At 60.9% G+C, this 15,114-nt stretch carries 17 protein-coding genes and 1 pseudogene; 8 read left to right on the top strand and 10 right to left on the bottom strand.

Translation table 11 applies throughout. The features are described 5' to 3' along the window. The first annotated feature begins 19 nt into the window (after window positions 1-19). Window positions 20-256 carry a glutathione S-transferase N-terminal domain-containing protein gene (locus EL22_RS10165; RefSeq protein ID WP_050051400.1) on the top strand — a complete coding sequence of 79 codons (237 nt, stop codon included), beginning with the start codon at window positions 20-22 and terminating at the stop codon, window positions 254-256. 10 nt (window positions 257-266) lie between these two features. On the opposite strand, the gene EL22_RS10160 is transcribed toward EL22_RS10165, so the two are convergent. Next, window positions 267-806, bottom strand: coding sequence for an HIT domain-containing protein (locus EL22_RS10160; RefSeq protein ID WP_050051399.1), 540 nt, complete (start codon window positions 804-806; stop codon window positions 267-269). Window positions 807-1,090: 284 nt separating this feature from the next. Here EL22_RS10160 and EL22_RS10155 point away from each other — a divergent pair, with 284 nt between their 5' ends. Further along, window positions 1,091-1,291: a hypothetical protein gene (locus EL22_RS10155; RefSeq protein ID WP_050051398.1), complete on the top strand. Its 201-nt coding sequence runs from the start codon at window positions 1,091-1,093 to the stop codon at window positions 1,289-1,291. 130 nt (window positions 1,292-1,421) lie between these two features. Here the strand turns inward: EL22_RS10155 and map are convergent, their stop codons facing one another. After that, window positions 1,422-2,318, bottom strand: a complete 897-nt coding sequence (gene map, locus EL22_RS10150) for a type II methionyl aminopeptidase (RefSeq protein WP_050051397.1) — start codon at window positions 2,316-2,318, stop codon at window positions 1,422-1,424. A 346-nt stretch (window positions 2,319-2,664) separates the two neighbouring features. Here map and icd point away from each other — a divergent pair, with 346 nt between their 5' ends. Together icd and EL22_RS10140 are read left to right on the top strand one after the other, a co-directional pair. After that, window positions 2,665-3,927: an isocitrate dehydrogenase (NADP(+)) gene (gene icd, locus EL22_RS10145; protein WP_050051396.1), complete on the top strand. Its 1,263-nt coding sequence runs from the start codon at window positions 2,665-2,667 to the stop codon at window positions 3,925-3,927. Window positions 3,928-4,164: 237 nt separating this feature from the next. Then, window positions 4,165-4,623: a GNAT family N-acetyltransferase gene (locus EL22_RS10140; RefSeq protein WP_050051395.1), complete on the top strand. Its 459-nt coding sequence runs from the start codon at window positions 4,165-4,167 to the stop codon at window positions 4,621-4,623. A gap of 20 nt (window positions 4,624-4,643) precedes the next feature. On the opposite strand, the gene EL22_RS10135 is transcribed toward EL22_RS10140, so the two are convergent. After that, complete coding sequence (locus EL22_RS10135) at window positions 4,644-6,002, bottom strand: NRAMP family divalent metal transporter (RefSeq protein WP_050051394.1); 1,359 nt, start codon at window positions 6,000-6,002, stop codon at window positions 4,644-4,646. Window positions 6,003-6,204: 202 nt separating this feature from the next. Then, complete coding sequence (locus tag EL22_RS10130; RefSeq protein ID WP_050051393.1) at window positions 6,205-6,543, bottom strand: cupin domain-containing protein; 339 nt, start codon at window positions 6,541-6,543, stop codon at window positions 6,205-6,207. A gap of 166 nt (window positions 6,544-6,709) precedes the next feature. On the opposite strand from EL22_RS10130, the gene EL22_RS10125 reads away from it, so the two are divergent. The 3 genes from EL22_RS10125 to EL22_RS10120 all read left to right on the top strand — a co-directional run bounded on the left by EL22_RS10125 (window position 6,710) and on the right by EL22_RS10120 (window position 7,973). Further along, window positions 6,710-7,234 carry a DUF5817 domain-containing protein gene (locus tag EL22_RS10125; protein ID WP_050051392.1) on the top strand — a complete coding sequence of 175 codons (525 nt, stop codon included), beginning with the start codon at window positions 6,710-6,712 and terminating at the stop codon, window positions 7,232-7,234. A gap of 59 nt (window positions 7,235-7,293) precedes the next feature. Beyond that, complete coding sequence (locus EL22_RS18040) at window positions 7,294-7,437, top strand: hypothetical protein (RefSeq protein ID WP_175507144.1); 144 nt, start codon at window positions 7,294-7,296, stop codon at window positions 7,435-7,437. 170 nt (window positions 7,438-7,607) lie between these two features. Next, on the top strand, window positions 7,608-7,973 hold the full coding sequence (locus EL22_RS10120) for a hypothetical protein (protein ID WP_050051391.1): 366 nt from the start codon (window positions 7,608-7,610) through the stop codon (window positions 7,971-7,973). On the opposite strand, the gene EL22_RS10115 is transcribed toward EL22_RS10120, so the two are convergent. From EL22_RS10115 to EL22_RS19300, 5 genes and pseudogenes are all read right to left on the bottom strand, one after another. Next, entirely contained in the window at window positions 7,970-8,218 is a 249-nt protein-coding gene (locus EL22_RS10115) for a hypothetical protein (RefSeq protein WP_156184099.1), read from the bottom strand. The two genes, EL22_RS10120 and EL22_RS10115, sit on opposite strands and share 4 nt — an antisense overlap. Window positions 8,219-8,419: 201 nt before the next feature. After that, window positions 8,420-9,643 (bottom strand): hydroxymethylglutaryl-CoA reductase (NADPH), encoded by a 1,224-nt coding sequence (hmgA, locus tag EL22_RS10110; protein WP_050051389.1) that lies wholly within the window; start codon window positions 9,641-9,643, stop codon window positions 8,420-8,422. A 91-nt stretch (window positions 9,644-9,734) separates the two neighbouring features. Continuing rightward, window positions 9,735-11,291, bottom strand: a complete 1,557-nt coding sequence (locus EL22_RS10105; RefSeq protein ID WP_082146752.1) for a methyl-accepting chemotaxis protein — start codon at window positions 11,289-11,291, stop codon at window positions 9,735-9,737. 482 nt (window positions 11,292-11,773) lie between these two features. Next, window positions 11,774-12,706, bottom strand: coding sequence for a DUF1152 domain-containing protein (locus tag EL22_RS10100; protein ID WP_050051387.1), 933 nt, complete (start codon window positions 12,704-12,706; stop codon window positions 11,774-11,776). 260 nt (window positions 12,707-12,966) lie between these two features. Next, a pseudogene (locus EL22_RS19300) lies at window positions 12,967-14,186 on the bottom strand (ISH3 family transposase). Window positions 14,187-14,299: 113 nt separating this feature from the next. Between EL22_RS19300 and EL22_RS10085 the strand changes: the two are divergent. Then, window positions 14,300-14,641, top strand: coding sequence for a hypothetical protein (locus tag EL22_RS10085; RefSeq protein ID WP_050051385.1), 342 nt, complete (start codon window positions 14,300-14,302; stop codon window positions 14,639-14,641). Here the strand turns inward: EL22_RS10085 and EL22_RS10080 are convergent. Beyond that, on the bottom strand, window positions 14,620-14,949 hold the full coding sequence (locus EL22_RS10080) for a hypothetical protein (protein ID WP_050051384.1): 330 nt from the start codon (window positions 14,947-14,949) through the stop codon (window positions 14,620-14,622). The genes EL22_RS10085 and EL22_RS10080 overlap by 22 nt on opposite strands. Window positions 14,950-15,114 lie beyond the last annotated feature (165 nt).

Raw genomic sequence — 15,114 nt, 5'->3', positions numbered from 1 at the left:
TCGAACCGAAACGCCGCGTATGATCACGCTGTACCAACTCGAGGGGTGTCCGTACTGCGAGACCGTCGACGAGAAACTTACCTCGCTCGAGATCCCTTACGAGAGCGTCTGGGTCGACGGACTCCACTCGAAGCGAGACGAAGTCAAACGCGTTTCCGGCCAGCGACAGGTTCCGCTGCTCGTCGACGAGGAGTACGGCGTGACGATGGCCGAATCGGAAAACATTCTCTCGTATCTCGAGCGGACGTACGCCTAACCCTGCGAACTCACTCGAAGACGACGGCGCGGCCCGCTCCGGGTACCGTCGCACCCTCCTGGGCGGCGAAGGCCTCGTGGAGCTGGTCGTACGTCTCCTCGAGCGCTTGCACGATGACCGAGCTATCTCCGATCACCGGCATGAAGTTCGTATCCCCCTGCCAGCGCGGGACGATGTGCGTGTGTAGGTGATCGCCGATCGAGCCGCCAGCGCCCTCCCCGAGGTTCAGACCGGCGTTGAAGCCGTCCGGCTCGAGAGCCGTTTCGGCGGCCTCGAAGGTCCGCTGTTTGAGCCGCGCGTGGTCGAGCAACTGATCGTCCGTGAGATCGGCGTACTCGCCGGTATGAGCCCGCGGAATGACCATAACGTGGCCGGGACTGTACGGGTAGTTGTTCAACAGGACGAACGCGTGGTCGCTCCGGGCGACGAGCAGGTTTTCGCGGTCGTCCTCGCGTTCGGGAAACGCACAGAAGACGCAGCCGTCGACGTCGGAATTCTTCTCGTCACGTTTGATCCACTCGATCCGCCAGGGGGCGAACAGCTGATCCATACGTGTGCCCACTCGAGCGACCCCTAAAGGGTTTCATACACGGGTGTCGTGTCCGCTGATACACAAACCCGTGTGAGAGAGTCTCTTAGACGAATTAAGGCAATATTAAGAAACCCACATATTCGGCTCGAATCCAGTTAACAGGTTATTAAATCCGGTTCTAAACAATCTCGAGCGCTCTCGTCGCCCCGTTTCGAATACCCCGCTCCCGTCTTGCGATTTTCTCGACTCAATACCCGTAATGGAACGCGGCTTTATGATACCCCTAATCTTACGGAGTTTCAATGGCAACAACAGACAACTCATTCAACGGCATAACCGAACACTGTGACGAATGCGAACTCGACACGCTTCACGAAGTGAATGTGCAGATTCGAACCGAGAGTCTCAAACAGGAAAACGCGCAGTTCTCTCGCGAACCGTATCGCGTGGCCGAGTGCCAGCGCTGTGGGAACCGATCGAGTCAGCGCATGAACAACGCCTGAATCGGCGTCGAAGTGGAACGTCCCAGAAACCGAAACAGTTGCGCTGGGGCGGACGACAACTGGTGGGCACACTAACGGCCGTTTTTTGGAGCGATACGCTGTGAGTGGCGATACCGGTTGGAGAAGGAAGCTACCGGGTCGTTACCTCACAGCCGTCGTCGGTAATAATGACCGTGTGCTCTTTCTGGCTCACCAGGAAGCCGTCGTCCTCCTTGAGAACCGGGTAGCCGTGAACGATGTCGTTGCGTTTGAGTCGACGCAACGCGACTTCCGGTCGGTCCGTCTCGAGCCAGCGCGTCGCGAATGGGAGCGTCCGGAACTCGTCGGTGATCTGTTCGAGCGCCTCCCGTGCCTGCCGGTTTCGGACCGAACCCTCGCGCTCGAGCGAGAAGATCTCCTCGCTCGAGCCCTCGGTCACCTTGCCGCCGCCGTCGGTCGCGAACGGTTCGATGGCGACGACGTCGCCCGTCTCGAGCGTCGTTCCCTGCGAGACGGCACGGTTCGGGATGTTCGGGCTGGTATGTTGTTCCCAGTGACCGAGGCCGTGGCCCGTGAGGTTGACGACGGGATTGAAGCCGTAGCCGTCGATCACGTCCTCGATTTCGGCCCCGATATCGCCCGTGTTCACGCCCGGTTCGATCACATCGAGTGCCGCCTCGAGGGCCTGTTCGGACGCCTCGGCGAGCTCCGGGTTACCCGAGAGGTCGACGGTAATTGCGGTATCCGCCAACCAGCCGTCGACGTGGACGCCGATGTCGAGGTTGACCATCTCCTCGCCGAAGGTCGACTCGTCGCCGATGCTCGGCGTCGCGTGGGCCGCTTCCTCGTCGATCGAGATGTTCACCGGAAACGCCGGCTTCCCGCCCAGTTCTCGGATCCTGTCCTCGGCGTACTCGGCGACCTCGAGGTGGCTCGCACCGACCTCGACGCGATCTGCGGCTTCCTCGCGTACCTGTGCGAGGATTTCGCCGGCTTCGCGGTGCTTTTCGTACATCTCGGCCTCGAGATCGACTTCCGTTTCGCTCATGCTCTGGGGTTGGACCGGTCGGCAAAAAGAGGTTCCGCCTGGCGAATCACGATCCGGAGATCGAATTGACGCTCGAGACGACGCGGAAAGCCTTCGAAACGAGGGCGTCGAAGGTGGCGAAAAACGAAGTTAGCGCCCGGTCCACTCGCAATCGGGGCAAGCAGAGAGGCCCTGGACGTTCGAGAGCGTCGATCGACAAAGCGGACAGCGCTTGGGCGCGTGCTGTGGCGGACGGAGCATACTCGAGTTGTTTTCATCGACGATAATAAACATGTGCTACGACGATCGTCGATTTAACGTGGAAATGAGAGACCTTTTACCCCCTTCGAAGAACCGTTTAGACGAAATGAGCTACGACAAGATCGAGGTCCCCGAACAGGGGGAAAAGATCACGCTGAAGGACGGTTCCGAGGACGAACTCGAGGTTCCCGACAACCCGATCATCCCTATCATCTACGGTGACGGTGTGGGCAGCGACGTCGGCCCCGCCGCACAGAAAGTGCTCGAGGCCGCCGCCGAGGCGACCGGCCGCGAGATCAACTGGATGCGCGTCTACGCCGGCGAGTCCGCCCGCGAGATGTACGACGAGAACCTCCCGGACGAGACCGTCGAGGCCATCAAGGAACACCGCGTCGCGATCAAGGGCCCGCTTACGACGCCCGTCGGTGCTGGGTTCCGATCGCTGAACGTCGGACTGCGAAAGCTCCTCGACCTGTACGCGAACGTTCGACCGACCTACCACCTCGAGGGCGTCCCGTCTCCGGTCTCCGAACCGGAGCAGATGGACATGGTTACCTTCCGAGAGAACACCGAGGACGTCTACGCCGGCATCGAGTGGGAGGCCGGCACCGACGAAGTCGAGCAGGTCAAAGAGTTCGTCGAAGAGGAGATGGGCGCAGATGACGTCATCCACGACGGTCCCGTCGGTATCGGCATCAAGCCGATCACCGAGTTCGGAACGAAGCGACTCGTCCGCGAGGCGATCGACTACGCCCTCGAGAACGATCGGGACTCCGTTACGCTGGTCCACAAGGGGAACATCATGAAGTTCACCGAGGGCCAGTTCCGCGACTGGGGCTACGAGGTCGCAGAGGAGGAGTACGGCGAGGAAGTCATCACCGAGGACACCCTCTGGGAGGAACAGGACGGCGAAGTCGACGACGACACGCTCGTCGTCAACGACCGCATCGCCGACAACATGCTCCAGCAGCTGTTGACCCGAACCGACAACTACGACGTCATCGCGACGATGAACCTGAACGGCGACTACATGTCCGACGCCGCCGGCGCGCAGATCGGTGGCCTCGGCATCGCCCCCGGCGGGAACTTCGGCGAGGGTCGAATGCTCGCCGAGCCCGTCCACGGCTCCGCGCCGAAATACGAGGGTCAGGACAAGGTCAACCCGACCGCGATTATCCTCTCGGGCCGCATGATGCTCGAGTACATGGGCTGGAACGACGCCGCCGACCTCGTTCGCGACGCCGTCGAAGAGACGATCTCGTCCGGAAAGGTCACCTACGATCTCGAGCGCCAGCTCGAGGACGCCGAGAAGCTCGCAACGAGCGAGTACGCCGAGGAAGTCGTCGAGAACATCGAAAAGCTGGCGTGAGCCAGCTGTTCGGGTAGTCGGGCCGCGAAGCGGCCTGACGCTCTCGAGAGACTCGCGTAAGCGGTTTGCGCTCTATCTGCGATCGACGCCAGCGAATCTGCGTTTTTCTTTTGAGCTATCCGGCGAGCACCCGCGCTCGAGCCGTCCCCGCGTGTCGAGACCGATCCGGTGGGCACAGAACTCACACGTCACGTCGAATCCACAACGTTGTCGGCCTCGAGCCCGTACATCGACTCAATGACAGCCGTCCGCGTCGCCGACGACGACCGACTCGAGGAGGCCTTCAGTGTTCGCCAGCGGGTCTTCGTCGAGGAACAGGGCGTCGACGAGGAGCTAGAGTACGACGAGCACGAAGACGAGGCCGTCCACTTCGTCGTCTACGAGGACGGTTCCGACGACGGACAGCCGATCGGTGCCGCCCGACTTCGAGAACCAGCGGACGGCGTCGGGAAAGTCGAACGCGTCGCGGTGCTCGAGTCATATCGCGGTACCGGCGTCGGGCGAGCGCTGATGGACGCCCTGGAATCGAAAGCCGCGTCGACGGGCCTCGAGACGCTGAAATTACACGCACAGACTCGAGCTGCCGGCTTCTACCGCGGGCTCGAATACGAGCGCTACGGCGAGACGTTCGAGGAAGCGGGAATCACCCACGTCGCGATGAAAAAGTCCCTCGAAGGAGATCGGACATCCAAGTAGCGGCCGCTCGCTGCCGACGATTACCGCAAAACGTTGTCACGCAGATACCGCCCACAGATCCCGAGCACCGCGATAGACATCGCGACGGCGAACGCGACCACGAACGCCGAGGCCGGCTCGGTCACCGTCGCGAATTCGCCGCGAACGAATTCCGCAGCGAGCACGGTAGCGACCAACAGGAGGGCGATCCCGCCGGCGTTCTCGAGGGGCGAGTTCGTCTCGGGAACCGCGTCGGGGTCGTTCAGCAAGAAGAGGATCACGACGAGTGCGAACGGCGTCCCGACGAGTCCGAACGCGAGAACGAGGACGAGTAGTTGGAAGAAGGTTCCACCGAGGAACGCCCCGAGTGCCGAAACGAGCGCCACGACAACGATAGTCGCGCGGAATCGCGAGTCCTCGACCGACCGCTCCCAGCCGAATTTGTCGGCGAGGAGGTACGGGGCCACGATCGTGTTGCCCCCGAGCGTCGACATCGCGGCCCCCCAGAGACCGAGCAGGAACAGCCAGACGGCGTGTTCGCCCGCGACGGGGCCGAGCGCCTGCGCGGCCTGGATCTCCGTGATCGTCGACGGATTCAGCCCGGACTCGGGCAAGACGCTCGCGGCGACGAGGAAAATCGCGAGGCTGAAGACGCCGAACGCGACCAGCATCGAACTGAGGACATCAAATCGCGCGATCGATTCGTCGGCTCGAGTCCAGCCGCGGGCCCGCATCGTGTAGCTCTGCATCGTCAGGAGCGTGATGTGGACCGCGCCGCCGAGGATGCCCGCCGCGACGAGCGCGCCATCGACGCCAGCCGGAATCGCTGGCCGAAGACCCGAAACTGCACTCGCCGGATCGATGGGGACGACGAACGCCGCAGCGACGAACGCGAGGACGACGAGCGAAACGAGGACCTTCGCGCCGAGTTCCGCAAACCGGTAGCCGCCACCGGCCAGCGTGAGTGCGAGAAAGAGCGCCCAGACGAGTCCCCAAACGCGCGGGTCGGCTGCCGCGTCGAAGCCGACGGTTCCAGCCATCGTCGCGCTGACGTCGGCGAGCGTCTTCATGATCACCAGTTGGGCGAGCCCCGCGGCCAGCACCGCATCGACGAGGAGCACCCACGCCCAGAATTCCCCCAGACGGTCTTCGACGACCGCGACGATGCCCCGTTCGGTAAGCAATCCGAGTCGCATCGCGAGGTACTGTCCGATCGTTCCCAGCACGGCGGAGACGATCACGACCCACAGGAGCGCGTAGCCGAAACTAGCCCCCGCCGTAAGTAGACTCGCCATCGTCGCCGGCCCCGCCGCGATCGCACCGGCGAGCCACGTCGGCCCCAACCGGCTGATATACGTCTCGATACGACCCCCGTGCACTGCCTCCGACTCCGTTGCCATCGGGAACCCTTGACGAAGGAAGGATATAACTCCGTGGTATCTTCCTGTGGTCTCTCGAGACGGTATCCACCGATGGGTGCTCGAGTCGGCGCGGTGCGATCTCGAGTCGGTACGGTTCGACGTCAGTCGACCCGAGGTGCGGCGGAAAAACTGGCTACTCGAACGGGAATACGGTTCGACCACCGAAACGACGCATCGAGACTCAGTCCTGCCAGCTCGGATTCTCCCGCGGCGGGCTGAAAATGTCGACGCCCCGAACCGGATCGTCGCCGCGGTTGGTCGCGGCGTGGGGCTGCTCGCCCGGAATCGCGTAGGAGTCCCCGGGACCGCAGACGATCTCCTCGCCGTCGACGCGGAAGGTGAGTTCGCCCTCGTAGATGAAGCCGGTCTGTTCGTGCGGATGACTGTGTTCCTCGACTGTAGCGCCGGGGTCGATCTCGAAGTGCTGGACGTTCATCGAATCGGAGCCGGCCAGCAGCGCGAGCGACACGCCGTCTGCGGCTTCCGTGGCGTTACTGTCCGAAAGCGAAACGCGTTCCATACGCCCGCGTTCGACGCGGGATGCCTTTACTGATGCCATCGAAGTGTCGTCCGAACGTATCGTCACTAGAATCGTGGACAGCGCTCGAGTCGGGCGATCGCGGGCACGCGTTCACTTTCGCTCCGCTTGCCGAACGTTAAACTACGCCCGGAACCCAGGTGCGGGCATGTACGCCGTCGTCGGCTGTAGCGAGTGCTCGCATCTCTGGTTGCTCGAGGGGCGCTCGGAGACGACCCAGTGTCCCCGCTGTGGGTCGCGCCGGGCCTACGAGAAACGCAAGAAGTTCGTCGAAACCGAGGACGCCGATCACGCCCGCGACGTTCGCGCGTCGATGCTCGCGAACCGGCAGGGAGAAGGCGAGGCCTTCGCCGAACTCGAGTCCTACGCGACTCTCGAGACCAGAGTCGACGGCGGCGTCATCGACGAGACGGCGTATCTCGAGTCCTCTGGACTCGACGCCGAGAAAATCGACGCCGCCGGCGAGCGCGACCCTCGCGGGCCGAATCGGCGCGGATCCAAGAAAGACGTCGTCACCCGCGCGCTCGAGGAACTCGAGGAGCCGACCGAAGCCGAGGTCGTCACGTACGCCGGCAACCGGGGCGTCTCGGCGGAGTACGTCCGGAAAGCTCTCGAAAAGCTCACGCGACACGGCGAGGTCAGCGAACGTCGCGGACGGTATCGGACGCTCTGAAATCCCCTCCGTGAGAACGACACCCTCGATTTAAGCGAGAGGGCGGTGAACGATCGCGTATGGCTTTAGACGAGTTCCTTTCGGGGGATGCACTCACCGGGCGACAGGCGGCGATCATCTTCTTTACTTTCCTGGGCCTCGTCATCCTCGGCGGTATACTCCTGATCCTGTTCGGGGACGTCTTCCAGAACCTGTTCACGTAAACTACCCTACTCTCTCAGCGCATCCACGCCTCGGACCTTGAGGTCGGCTGCTCCACCTTGAATTATGTGAATACCGAACTGCTGTTCCGATATCTTTCGGTGCAGTTGGTAGATGCCATCCAGTCCCGTCGAACCGTCACCGCTATTTCCGCGGGGTCGAAACGGGGGCTATGGCAGAGACGATCGAAACGGTCGACGTCCAGGGAACCGCGATCGGCGTCGGAACCGTGATCGCGATGGCCTGTCTGGGCTACGGCACGGTCGTGAGTCGGACCATCGTCGGCATCGAGGCGACGACCATCGCGATGTGGGTGTTCGCCGGGACGTTTCTCGCCGTCGGCACGCTCCACGCGGCCTACGGATACGCGTCTCTCGCGTGGGGCTACGGCGGCGCTGCCGTGGGATGGCTATTCGTCATTCTGGGAACCTCTGGGGTACGGGTCGGGATCGGACTCCTCTTGCTCGGTCTCTCTGGGGCGTACATCGTCCTCGTTTCTCGCCGATTACGCTCCGAAACGAACGGTTCAGGGGTTTAGAGCCACCCCAACGCGACCGATAGCGAGAGCGTAAACGTCGCGACCGAGAGTACCAATTCGACCACCGTCAGCAGGTGGTGCGTGCGATTCGACTCGAGCGGCGGCTGAGCGGCGTTCGAAGCCGGTTCGGATTCCGCCTCAGGCTCCGACTTCGAATCCGCGTGGGGGCAGTCACAACGCATGGGTGTCTGTGGAGCGCCCGCCGGTGCTCGCCGAACGGACGCGTCAACACCTTCGGAGGCCATCGAAAAATACCAACGCCAACAGCGCATGGTGAAAGTGAAAGTGACCGAGAGATACCAGTACTCGTGTGCTCACCCCAGTATCGGTCGAAAACGCGGAAACCGTTCTTTGCGAGCGAACTGAAAGTATCGCTCATCCGGCGACTTGACTGGCAATGTTACACGAGGAAGGGCGTTCCCGGCACCGACCGATGAGCGAGGCAGCTACCGTCCGAGATCCTCGTGTGCGCTCGCGAGATGATTCGAGGCGAGCGCGGCGAGTAAGGAGAGTTCGCCGGCCAGCGCGCCGGCGGCGATCACTTCCGCGAGCGCGTCGGCGTTCGATCCCGCGGGGTCGCCGCCGCCGCGGACGCCGACGATGTCGAGCGCTTCGGCTTGCGTCGGGAGTTTCGTCCCGCCGCCAACGGTGCCGACCTCGAGGGAGGCGAGCGAGACGCTCGCGTACAGGTCGGTGGTGTCGGCTCGTTCGCGGGTCTCCATCGTCGTGATGGCGTTGGCCGCCTCGACAACCTGGGCCTCGTCCTGTCCGGTCGCGAGGAAGGCTGCGGCGACGACGTTCGCCGCGTGGGCGTTGAACCCGAGGCTCCCGGCTTTCGCGCTGCCGACCAGGTTCTTTCGCGTGTTCGCTTCGACGATCGCCGACGCGGTGGTATGGAGGCGGTCCTCGAGCAGTTCCCCCGGAACGACGACGTCCGCGGTGACCGAGCGCCCGCGCCCCTCGATCGCGTTGATCGCGGCGGGTTTCTTATCGGAACAGAGGTTCCCCGAGAGTGCCACGAGCGAGGCGGGCGTCTCCGCTTCGACGACCTCGCAGGCGGCTTCGGTCGCGATCGTCGCCATGTTCATCCCCATCGCGTCTTTCGTGTCGTAGGCGAATCGCAGGAACACCGAGTCGCCGACGACGTAGGGCTCGAGGCCGATCAGTTCGCCGTGGTTCGTCGTTTCCTCGGCCGCCTCGCTGAGTCGCGCTTCGTTTTCTTCGACCCACTCGACCGTCTCAGCCGCCTCGACGACGCCCGAGACCCGAAAGACCGGGGCGCGGGTCATCCCGTGTTTGGTTACCCGGGCGTCGACGCCGCCGGCGCCCTCGAGCACCGAGAGACCCCGATTGACTGAGGCGAGCAGCGCCCCTTCGGTGGTCGCGAGCGGGAGGTAGTATTCGCCCGAGGCCGCGCCGCCGTCGACAGAAACCGGACCGGCGACTCCCATCGGAATCTGGGCCGCTCCGAGCATGTTCTCGATGGCCGACTCGGCCGCCTCGGCCTCGAAGCCGTAGGAGCCGATCGCCTCGAGATCCGCGTCGGTCTCGGCCTCGAGCACCAGTCGCCGCGCGGTCGCGGCGGTATCGTGATCCGCGTGGTCTTCGAGTTCGTGCAGGCGGAGGTCGCCCTCGCGGACGCCTCGTGCGAGAGAGGATGCGTCTGTCATGGCTCACCAGTCTCGGGCGGCGGACCTAACAGTTGTTGATTCCCGCTGCTGGGAGCGCTCGAGGGACGAAAACTTCGATGGATACGAGCCGTCAGCGATCCGCTTCCGTCAACTCGTCGACGCGGTCGATGAGCGTCGTCATGATCTGTTCCTGTTCGGTGGTGGTCTCGACGATTTGCTGGGTCGCCTCCTCCGAGCGGTCGGAGCGGTCCCTGACCGTCTGGAGGGTTTCGGTCAGTCCCTCGACCGACGAGGCCTGCTCGTCGGTGACGCGGGCGACTTCGGAAATGCCGTGGGCCGCCTCCTCGACCGACTCGCTTATCTCCTCGAGCGAGTTGTGCATCTGCTCGATTTGGTCGTCCGCGTGTTGGATTCGATCCTGCGAGCGCTCGACGGCCGACGCGGTTTTCTCGGATTGGGCCTGTAACTCCGAGATACTTCGCGTGATCTCGTCTGCGTGCTCGTTGGTCTCGTCGGCGAGTTCCTTGACGTGGTCGGCGACGACGGCGAAGCGCTCGCCGCCCTGATCGGAGCCTGCGGCCTCGATGGTCGCGTTGATCGCGAGCAGGTTCGTCTCGTCGGCGATGTCCGAGATCACCTCGATCACCTCGTCGATGTCCCGGATCTGCTCGGACAGCTCCCGGACACTCTCGGAGAGTTCGTTCCCGATTTCGACGACCTCCTCGGTCGCCTCGCGAGTCGTCTCGCCAGCCTCGAGTCCGTCCTCCGCGGTCTCGAGGGACGTTTCGGCGGCCGCGCTCACCTCGTTTGCCTCGGCGGCGACCTCCTCGATTTCGGCCGCGAACGACTGGATCTCGGTCGTCGCGTCCTCGATCAGATCGTTCTGCTGTGAGACGTTCGTGGCGATTTCGGTCGCCGCCTCGTTGGCCTCGTCGGTCGCCACTTCCATCTGCGCTGCGTGCTCGTTGACCTGTCCGGTGAGATCCGCGAGGTTCTGGGCCATCTCGTTTATCGAGTCGATCACCTCGACGAGTTCGGGGTCGAGCGAGGAAAACGCCGACTTGCGCTCGGCTCGAGCCGACAGGTTCCCCCGCTTGATCGAGTTCGTCGTCTGCTGAACCTCCGAGATCAACGCCGTCGTCGCGTCCCGTTCGTTGATCGTCTCCGTCCGGTCGATGACGACTTCGACGACGCCGATCAGTTCGTCGCCGTCGTAAAGTGGCGTCGCGGAGAAGTCGATGTGGCGTTCGTCACCGTGCTGGTCGATCATCGTACTCGTATCGCCGACGCGATTGACCGACGGATCGCGGAGTTCGACATCGTGCTCTTTGTGCGCACGTTCCGGCGCCTCGAGGACCTTGTCGGCGAGCGTCTTCGCCCGGCGGCCGTCGGGATAGAACATCTCCGAGGCCCGGTCGTGACCGACGGCCTCCTCGCGGCTCGCGCCCGTTAGCTCGGCGAGCGTCTGGCTCCACTCGACGATCACGCCGTCGGTGTCGAGGACGAACGTCGGCGTCTCGATGCCGTTGAAAAGTTGCGTGTAGCCGACTCGAGCCAAGGTCCCCTGAGCAGTCGCTGTCGCTCCGTCGGACTGCTCTGTTCGCCCTGTCTCCGCGGGCGAAGCTCCGTCCGCAGGTGCCGCATCCGACGGTTCCCCCTCGGTAAGTGAAGAACGGTTTCCTGTCATCGTTTCCAAATGTGTCCGTAAAGAGAACGGACTGGTGCCTTCTTATTCTTTGTGGCAGACCGAGATGAGCGCTCGGCGTCGAACTCAGGTGTTTTCCGCGTTAGTCCATAGTGAAATTGACAGAATATAATTGTATTTCATTATCGAATAGTGGCTCGAGGGATCGACATAATATCGATAATAGTTTCTCGCTCGAACTATTCGGAATGTTTTGCGAAAGTCGCACATACCTGGAAAAATGGTCCCGAGGTTACAGTGGATCGTATCGTTATCATATCATTAAAGAAAAATTACAAATGGTTAATAATATCACGGGATCTAATTGTCATCCTCATATTCCGCCACTTATCCGTCGTTTCGGTCGCCATCTAATCCCCTGTTCGTCGTTCCGACCGTTACTCAAGTAATGTCGCGAGCGCATTTATCGTCTGATTTATCGACCGATGAATTGACGATTGGCCGTCATTGACCCGTAGCGGCTGTTACTCGATCGCAGTATCGAGTCGCTCTTGTTCGCGGTCAAACTCGGTCTTGTATCCGGCCTCGTTCACTCTCTTCACCGCCGCCGCAAGCGAATCCGTCCCTTCGACTAACTCCGATAGATTCGACGACGCAGCCACTGCATCGGGATCGAAGTAGAACGTCACGGTGCTCGGCGCTCGTACGTCGACAGTAAGTTCTCCTCCACGAATCGGTCGACTCCCGAAATTGCCGTTTGCCGCCTCAACTGGGAGTCGACTCGCTTCGGTATCGACGTCCGAAAGGAGGTCCTCGAGTTCATTGCGAACGCGAGGTGTGATTCCCCACGAGCCGAGGAGTCCGTCTCGCTTCGCCGCCCGCGCGATTGCCGCTTCGAATTCGGCGATCGTGAGCTCGCCGTCGCTCCCGTATCCGATCACTCCGAGACACGAATCGACGGCTATCGATTTGAGCGCGGCCAGCCCGAACCCGTCCGTTACCGGACTTCGAAGCCCCGATTCGTGGCCCGCCGCCAGCGCGTCACCGCCGGCGTCCACGCCGATGACGAGGTCGATGTCGAGTTCGTCGCAAGCGGCGTCGATACCTCGCGTCATTCCGGTTGTTCCGGCTTCCATCGAGAGTAGCGCCACCGGTTCGTCGTAGTGACGAGCAACCCGCGTTTCGGTGAACTCCAACGCGTCCTTTGTCGCGGTTTGCTCGGTTACTAACCCAACTGTCTCGCTGACACGGTCGATGTTTTCGATTTCGTCGAACGATCGAGGGCCTGGTTTCGAATCGTACGGCACCGGCTCCCACGTCACGCCACCGAGGATGGTCTCGATACCGTGCGTCTCTAATAGTCGTGCCGTCGGGATGCTTCCGACGACGTCCCCGCTGCCCCCGACACCGAATACGAGAGCACGATCGCAATTGAAAATATCTTCAAGCGTCTGCATCGTATCCCGCTTGTCGATGGTTCCTTGTATATGTTTTCTGTTCGGTCCACAGATGACGTGGCACCAGCGATAAGCAGTTTTGTTCCTCATCGCACCGTTCAAAAACCAGTCGATCACATCGATGGGCTCGTGATCCCGTCCAGTAGGCACTAAATCTGTATATACGATGCCCGGACAATCCTCGGAACGATGGTGACAGTGAGATCTGGCGTCGGCCGGTCCCGTCGCCACTCACGACCGCCGCTCCGATTCAGGGACAGCTATCGGAAGAACCGGTCATCGAGTGGTTGATTTGCTGGAACAGCTCTGCGCACACCGAGGGCTGTCCAGGCAGTACGAACCACCATCTCACAGAACTCCGTGAACTACCACTCCCAGAGGCGGCGCCCCCCACGGCGGGGCGCCACCACGTACATCCAGTGAAGGTATCGCCAGACGTTCTGCAGCAACAGACTCACGACGAACAGCAACAACCGAAGCCCGGCGTCTCGAGAACTGGTGAGAGCGAGGCTTTGGTTGGCTAACCGGTAGCTTGACTCGATTCCGAAGCGCTTGCGATAGTGTTCTCGTGCGTCCCGTGGTGTGTCGATGAACGGCGCGTCACGGCTACGCCGCTGACGCGCCACCCCGTATTCGTCGTATCGACCTCGCTGGTAGACACAGTCGATGAACACGGGGAATGTTACCCGCCCAGCAAGTTCGTGTTCGATCACGCGACTCCAGCCTTTGCTGAGTTTGTCTTGAATCGTTTCACTCCACTTGACGAGTGGCATGACGTAGGCGTAGTTGTGCGCGTACAGCAGTTCGAGACAGGTGCTGTTGTAGAATCCGTGGTCGAGGTAGACGGCCTTGACACTAATGATTCAGACGGGCTTTGAACATTAGGTCAGAATTTTTGTCGTAGAAGCCCTCTACGGTTAAATCTCAAACCACTTGTCAACCGTGATTCTGGATTTATATGTTGGGTGGCAAAACGCCAGTTACAGAGTATGTACAGCCTATTTTCATCATACAATGCGTCGATCGGATGAAGTTCGAAAAATTATGGTGTCTGACTGAGGAACCCTCATATCGTCTTAAACACGATTTAACCCTATCCAAGGACATTAAATCTCATAATCGAATTAGCTTTCAAACCTTCTCTGAGCCATTAGACGACCTCCACCGGTCGATCCGGAAGCGTCTCAAGGACGTTCCGTTGAAGGAGCGTGTTCCCCACCGCCTCAACGGTGTTAAGATCGAACTGATCGGTAAGATGTCCACGGACGGTATTGGCGTAGGGCGAGTCGCCGGTTGTCTCACAGACGTAATTGATTGAGGTCCCGTCGGCGCTGGCGTCGGCGAGGACCTCGTACAACTCATCAGTGGTGACCTCCACGTTTTCACCGAGGTCGATCGGAAGTTCGTCGCCAAGGCTGTTGACGACAAAATTAAGCAGGTGCTCTTCCTCTAACTCGTTGTCTGATTGGGTAGGTTTCACACGGCATCCAAGCAGACACTCACTCTAACCCGATATGATCGACTGAATTTTGGTTACCAGTTCTGACCGACGTGTAGAAAGGTACTACATGAATGCCGATAGAATACCATACAATGAGTGAACCAGCAGATATCTCTTGCTGCTACGTACTGACGAACGCTATTGATCTCTTGTCAACCTTGGAAGCGATGGGTGTCCAGTATCTGGATATCAACGATCGGCGTGCTCTCGTGATTTTCACTGGCGGGATTCTCAATCTCGAGAGCGATGACGCATCACTCACAAGTCTCACCCGTGTCAAAATCACAGTCTACGATCTGCCACTTCATTCAAATCATGATAAAGAGGCCGAGGCTGAGGCTGGTACGGCTTATATTACTAAATTTATTGATCGCGTCACAGCTACAGCAGAAATAAGCTACAAGAGAACCACTCAAAACGATTCAGCGGAGTGACTTAGCGTAGATAGTAGCACGATTTCTTTATTCAGGCCGTCGCGTTTGACGTGCTCGATCGTTACCTCGCTGTGTTCGAGGTCGAGTTTGTCTTTGTCGAAGCCGGGGATCTCGTCCGGTCCGTCGTCTTCGCCCGAGTCGTCGTCACTCGAGTCGGTATCGTTCGAGTCGTCGGTGCCGTCGTCGAGACTGTTGTCGTCTCCATCGTCGCCACCGTCGTCGTTTTCTTCGCTGGTATTCTCTGAACAACCCGCGAGCGCGGTTGCGAACACGGCGCCACTGCCGAGGAGGATTTTTCTTCGCTCCATATGCCCCCACTCCAGCCCACCCCTGATTAGTAATCATCTCATTCTTTCTGGAATGGATTGACATCCGGAAATGCAACTGGTATAGCGCCGGTAGGGGCCGGTTAGTTCGCCGATAAGGGTATCACTACCGGTAACGCCACCAGCGTGATCGTCCAGGAAAACAGT

The organism is Halostagnicola sp. A56 (assembly GCF_000691505.1).
Lineage (GTDB): Archaea > Halobacteriota > Halobacteria > Halobacteriales > Natrialbaceae > Halostagnicola.
This window is presented reverse-complemented; position numbering and strand designations above follow the sequence as displayed.

Coding starts and splice junctions, on each gene's coding strand:
- map (WP_050051397.1), bottom strand. CDS start 2,318: ATGAGCGAAACGGAAGTCGATCTCGAGGCCGAGATGTACGAAAAGCAC.
- EL22_RS10165 (WP_050051400.1), top strand. CDS start 20: ATGATCACGCTGTACCAACTCGAGGGGTGTCCGTACTGCGAGACCGTC.
- EL22_RS10135 (WP_050051394.1), bottom strand. CDS start 6,002: ATGGCAACGGAGTCGGAGGCAGTGCACGGGGGTCGTATCGAGACGTAT.
- hmgA (WP_050051389.1), bottom strand. CDS start 9,643: ATGACAGACGCATCCTCTCTCGCACGAGGCGTCCGCGAGGGCGACCTC.
- EL22_RS10115 (WP_156184099.1), bottom strand. CDS start 8,218: ATGGCCTCCGAAGGTGTTGACGCGTCCGTTCGGCGAGCACCGGCGGGC.
- EL22_RS10100 (WP_050051387.1), bottom strand. CDS start 12,706: ATGCAGACGCTTGAAGATATTTTCAATTGCGATCGTGCTCTCGTATTC.
- EL22_RS10155 (WP_050051398.1), top strand. CDS start 1,091: ATGGCAACAACAGACAACTCATTCAACGGCATAACCGAACACTGTGAC.
- EL22_RS10105 (WP_082146752.1), bottom strand. CDS start 11,291: ATGACAGGAAACCGTTCTTCACTTACCGAGGGGGAACCGTCGGATGCG.
- EL22_RS18040 (WP_175507144.1), top strand. CDS start 7,294: ATGGCTTTAGACGAGTTCCTTTCGGGGGATGCACTCACCGGGCGACAG.
- EL22_RS10080 (WP_050051384.1), bottom strand. CDS start 14,949: ATGGAGCGAAGAAAAATCCTCCTCGGCAGTGGCGCCGTGTTCGCAACC.
- EL22_RS10130 (WP_050051393.1), bottom strand. CDS start 6,543: ATGGAACGCGTTTCGCTTTCGGACAGTAACGCCACGGAAGCCGCAGAC.
- icd (WP_050051396.1), top strand. CDS start 2,665: ATGAGCTACGACAAGATCGAGGTCCCCGAACAGGGGGAAAAGATCACG.
- EL22_RS10120 (WP_050051391.1), top strand. CDS start 7,608: ATGGCAGAGACGATCGAAACGGTCGACGTCCAGGGAACCGCGATCGGC.
- EL22_RS10085 (WP_050051385.1), top strand. CDS start 14,300: ATGAGTGAACCAGCAGATATCTCTTGCTGCTACGTACTGACGAACGCT.
- EL22_RS10140 (WP_050051395.1), top strand. CDS start 4,165: ATGACAGCCGTCCGCGTCGCCGACGACGACCGACTCGAGGAGGCCTTC.
- EL22_RS10160 (WP_050051399.1), bottom strand. CDS start 806: ATGGATCAGCTGTTCGCCCCCTGGCGGATCGAGTGGATCAAACGTGAC.
- EL22_RS10125 (WP_050051392.1), top strand. CDS start 6,710: ATGTACGCCGTCGTCGGCTGTAGCGAGTGCTCGCATCTCTGGTTGCTC.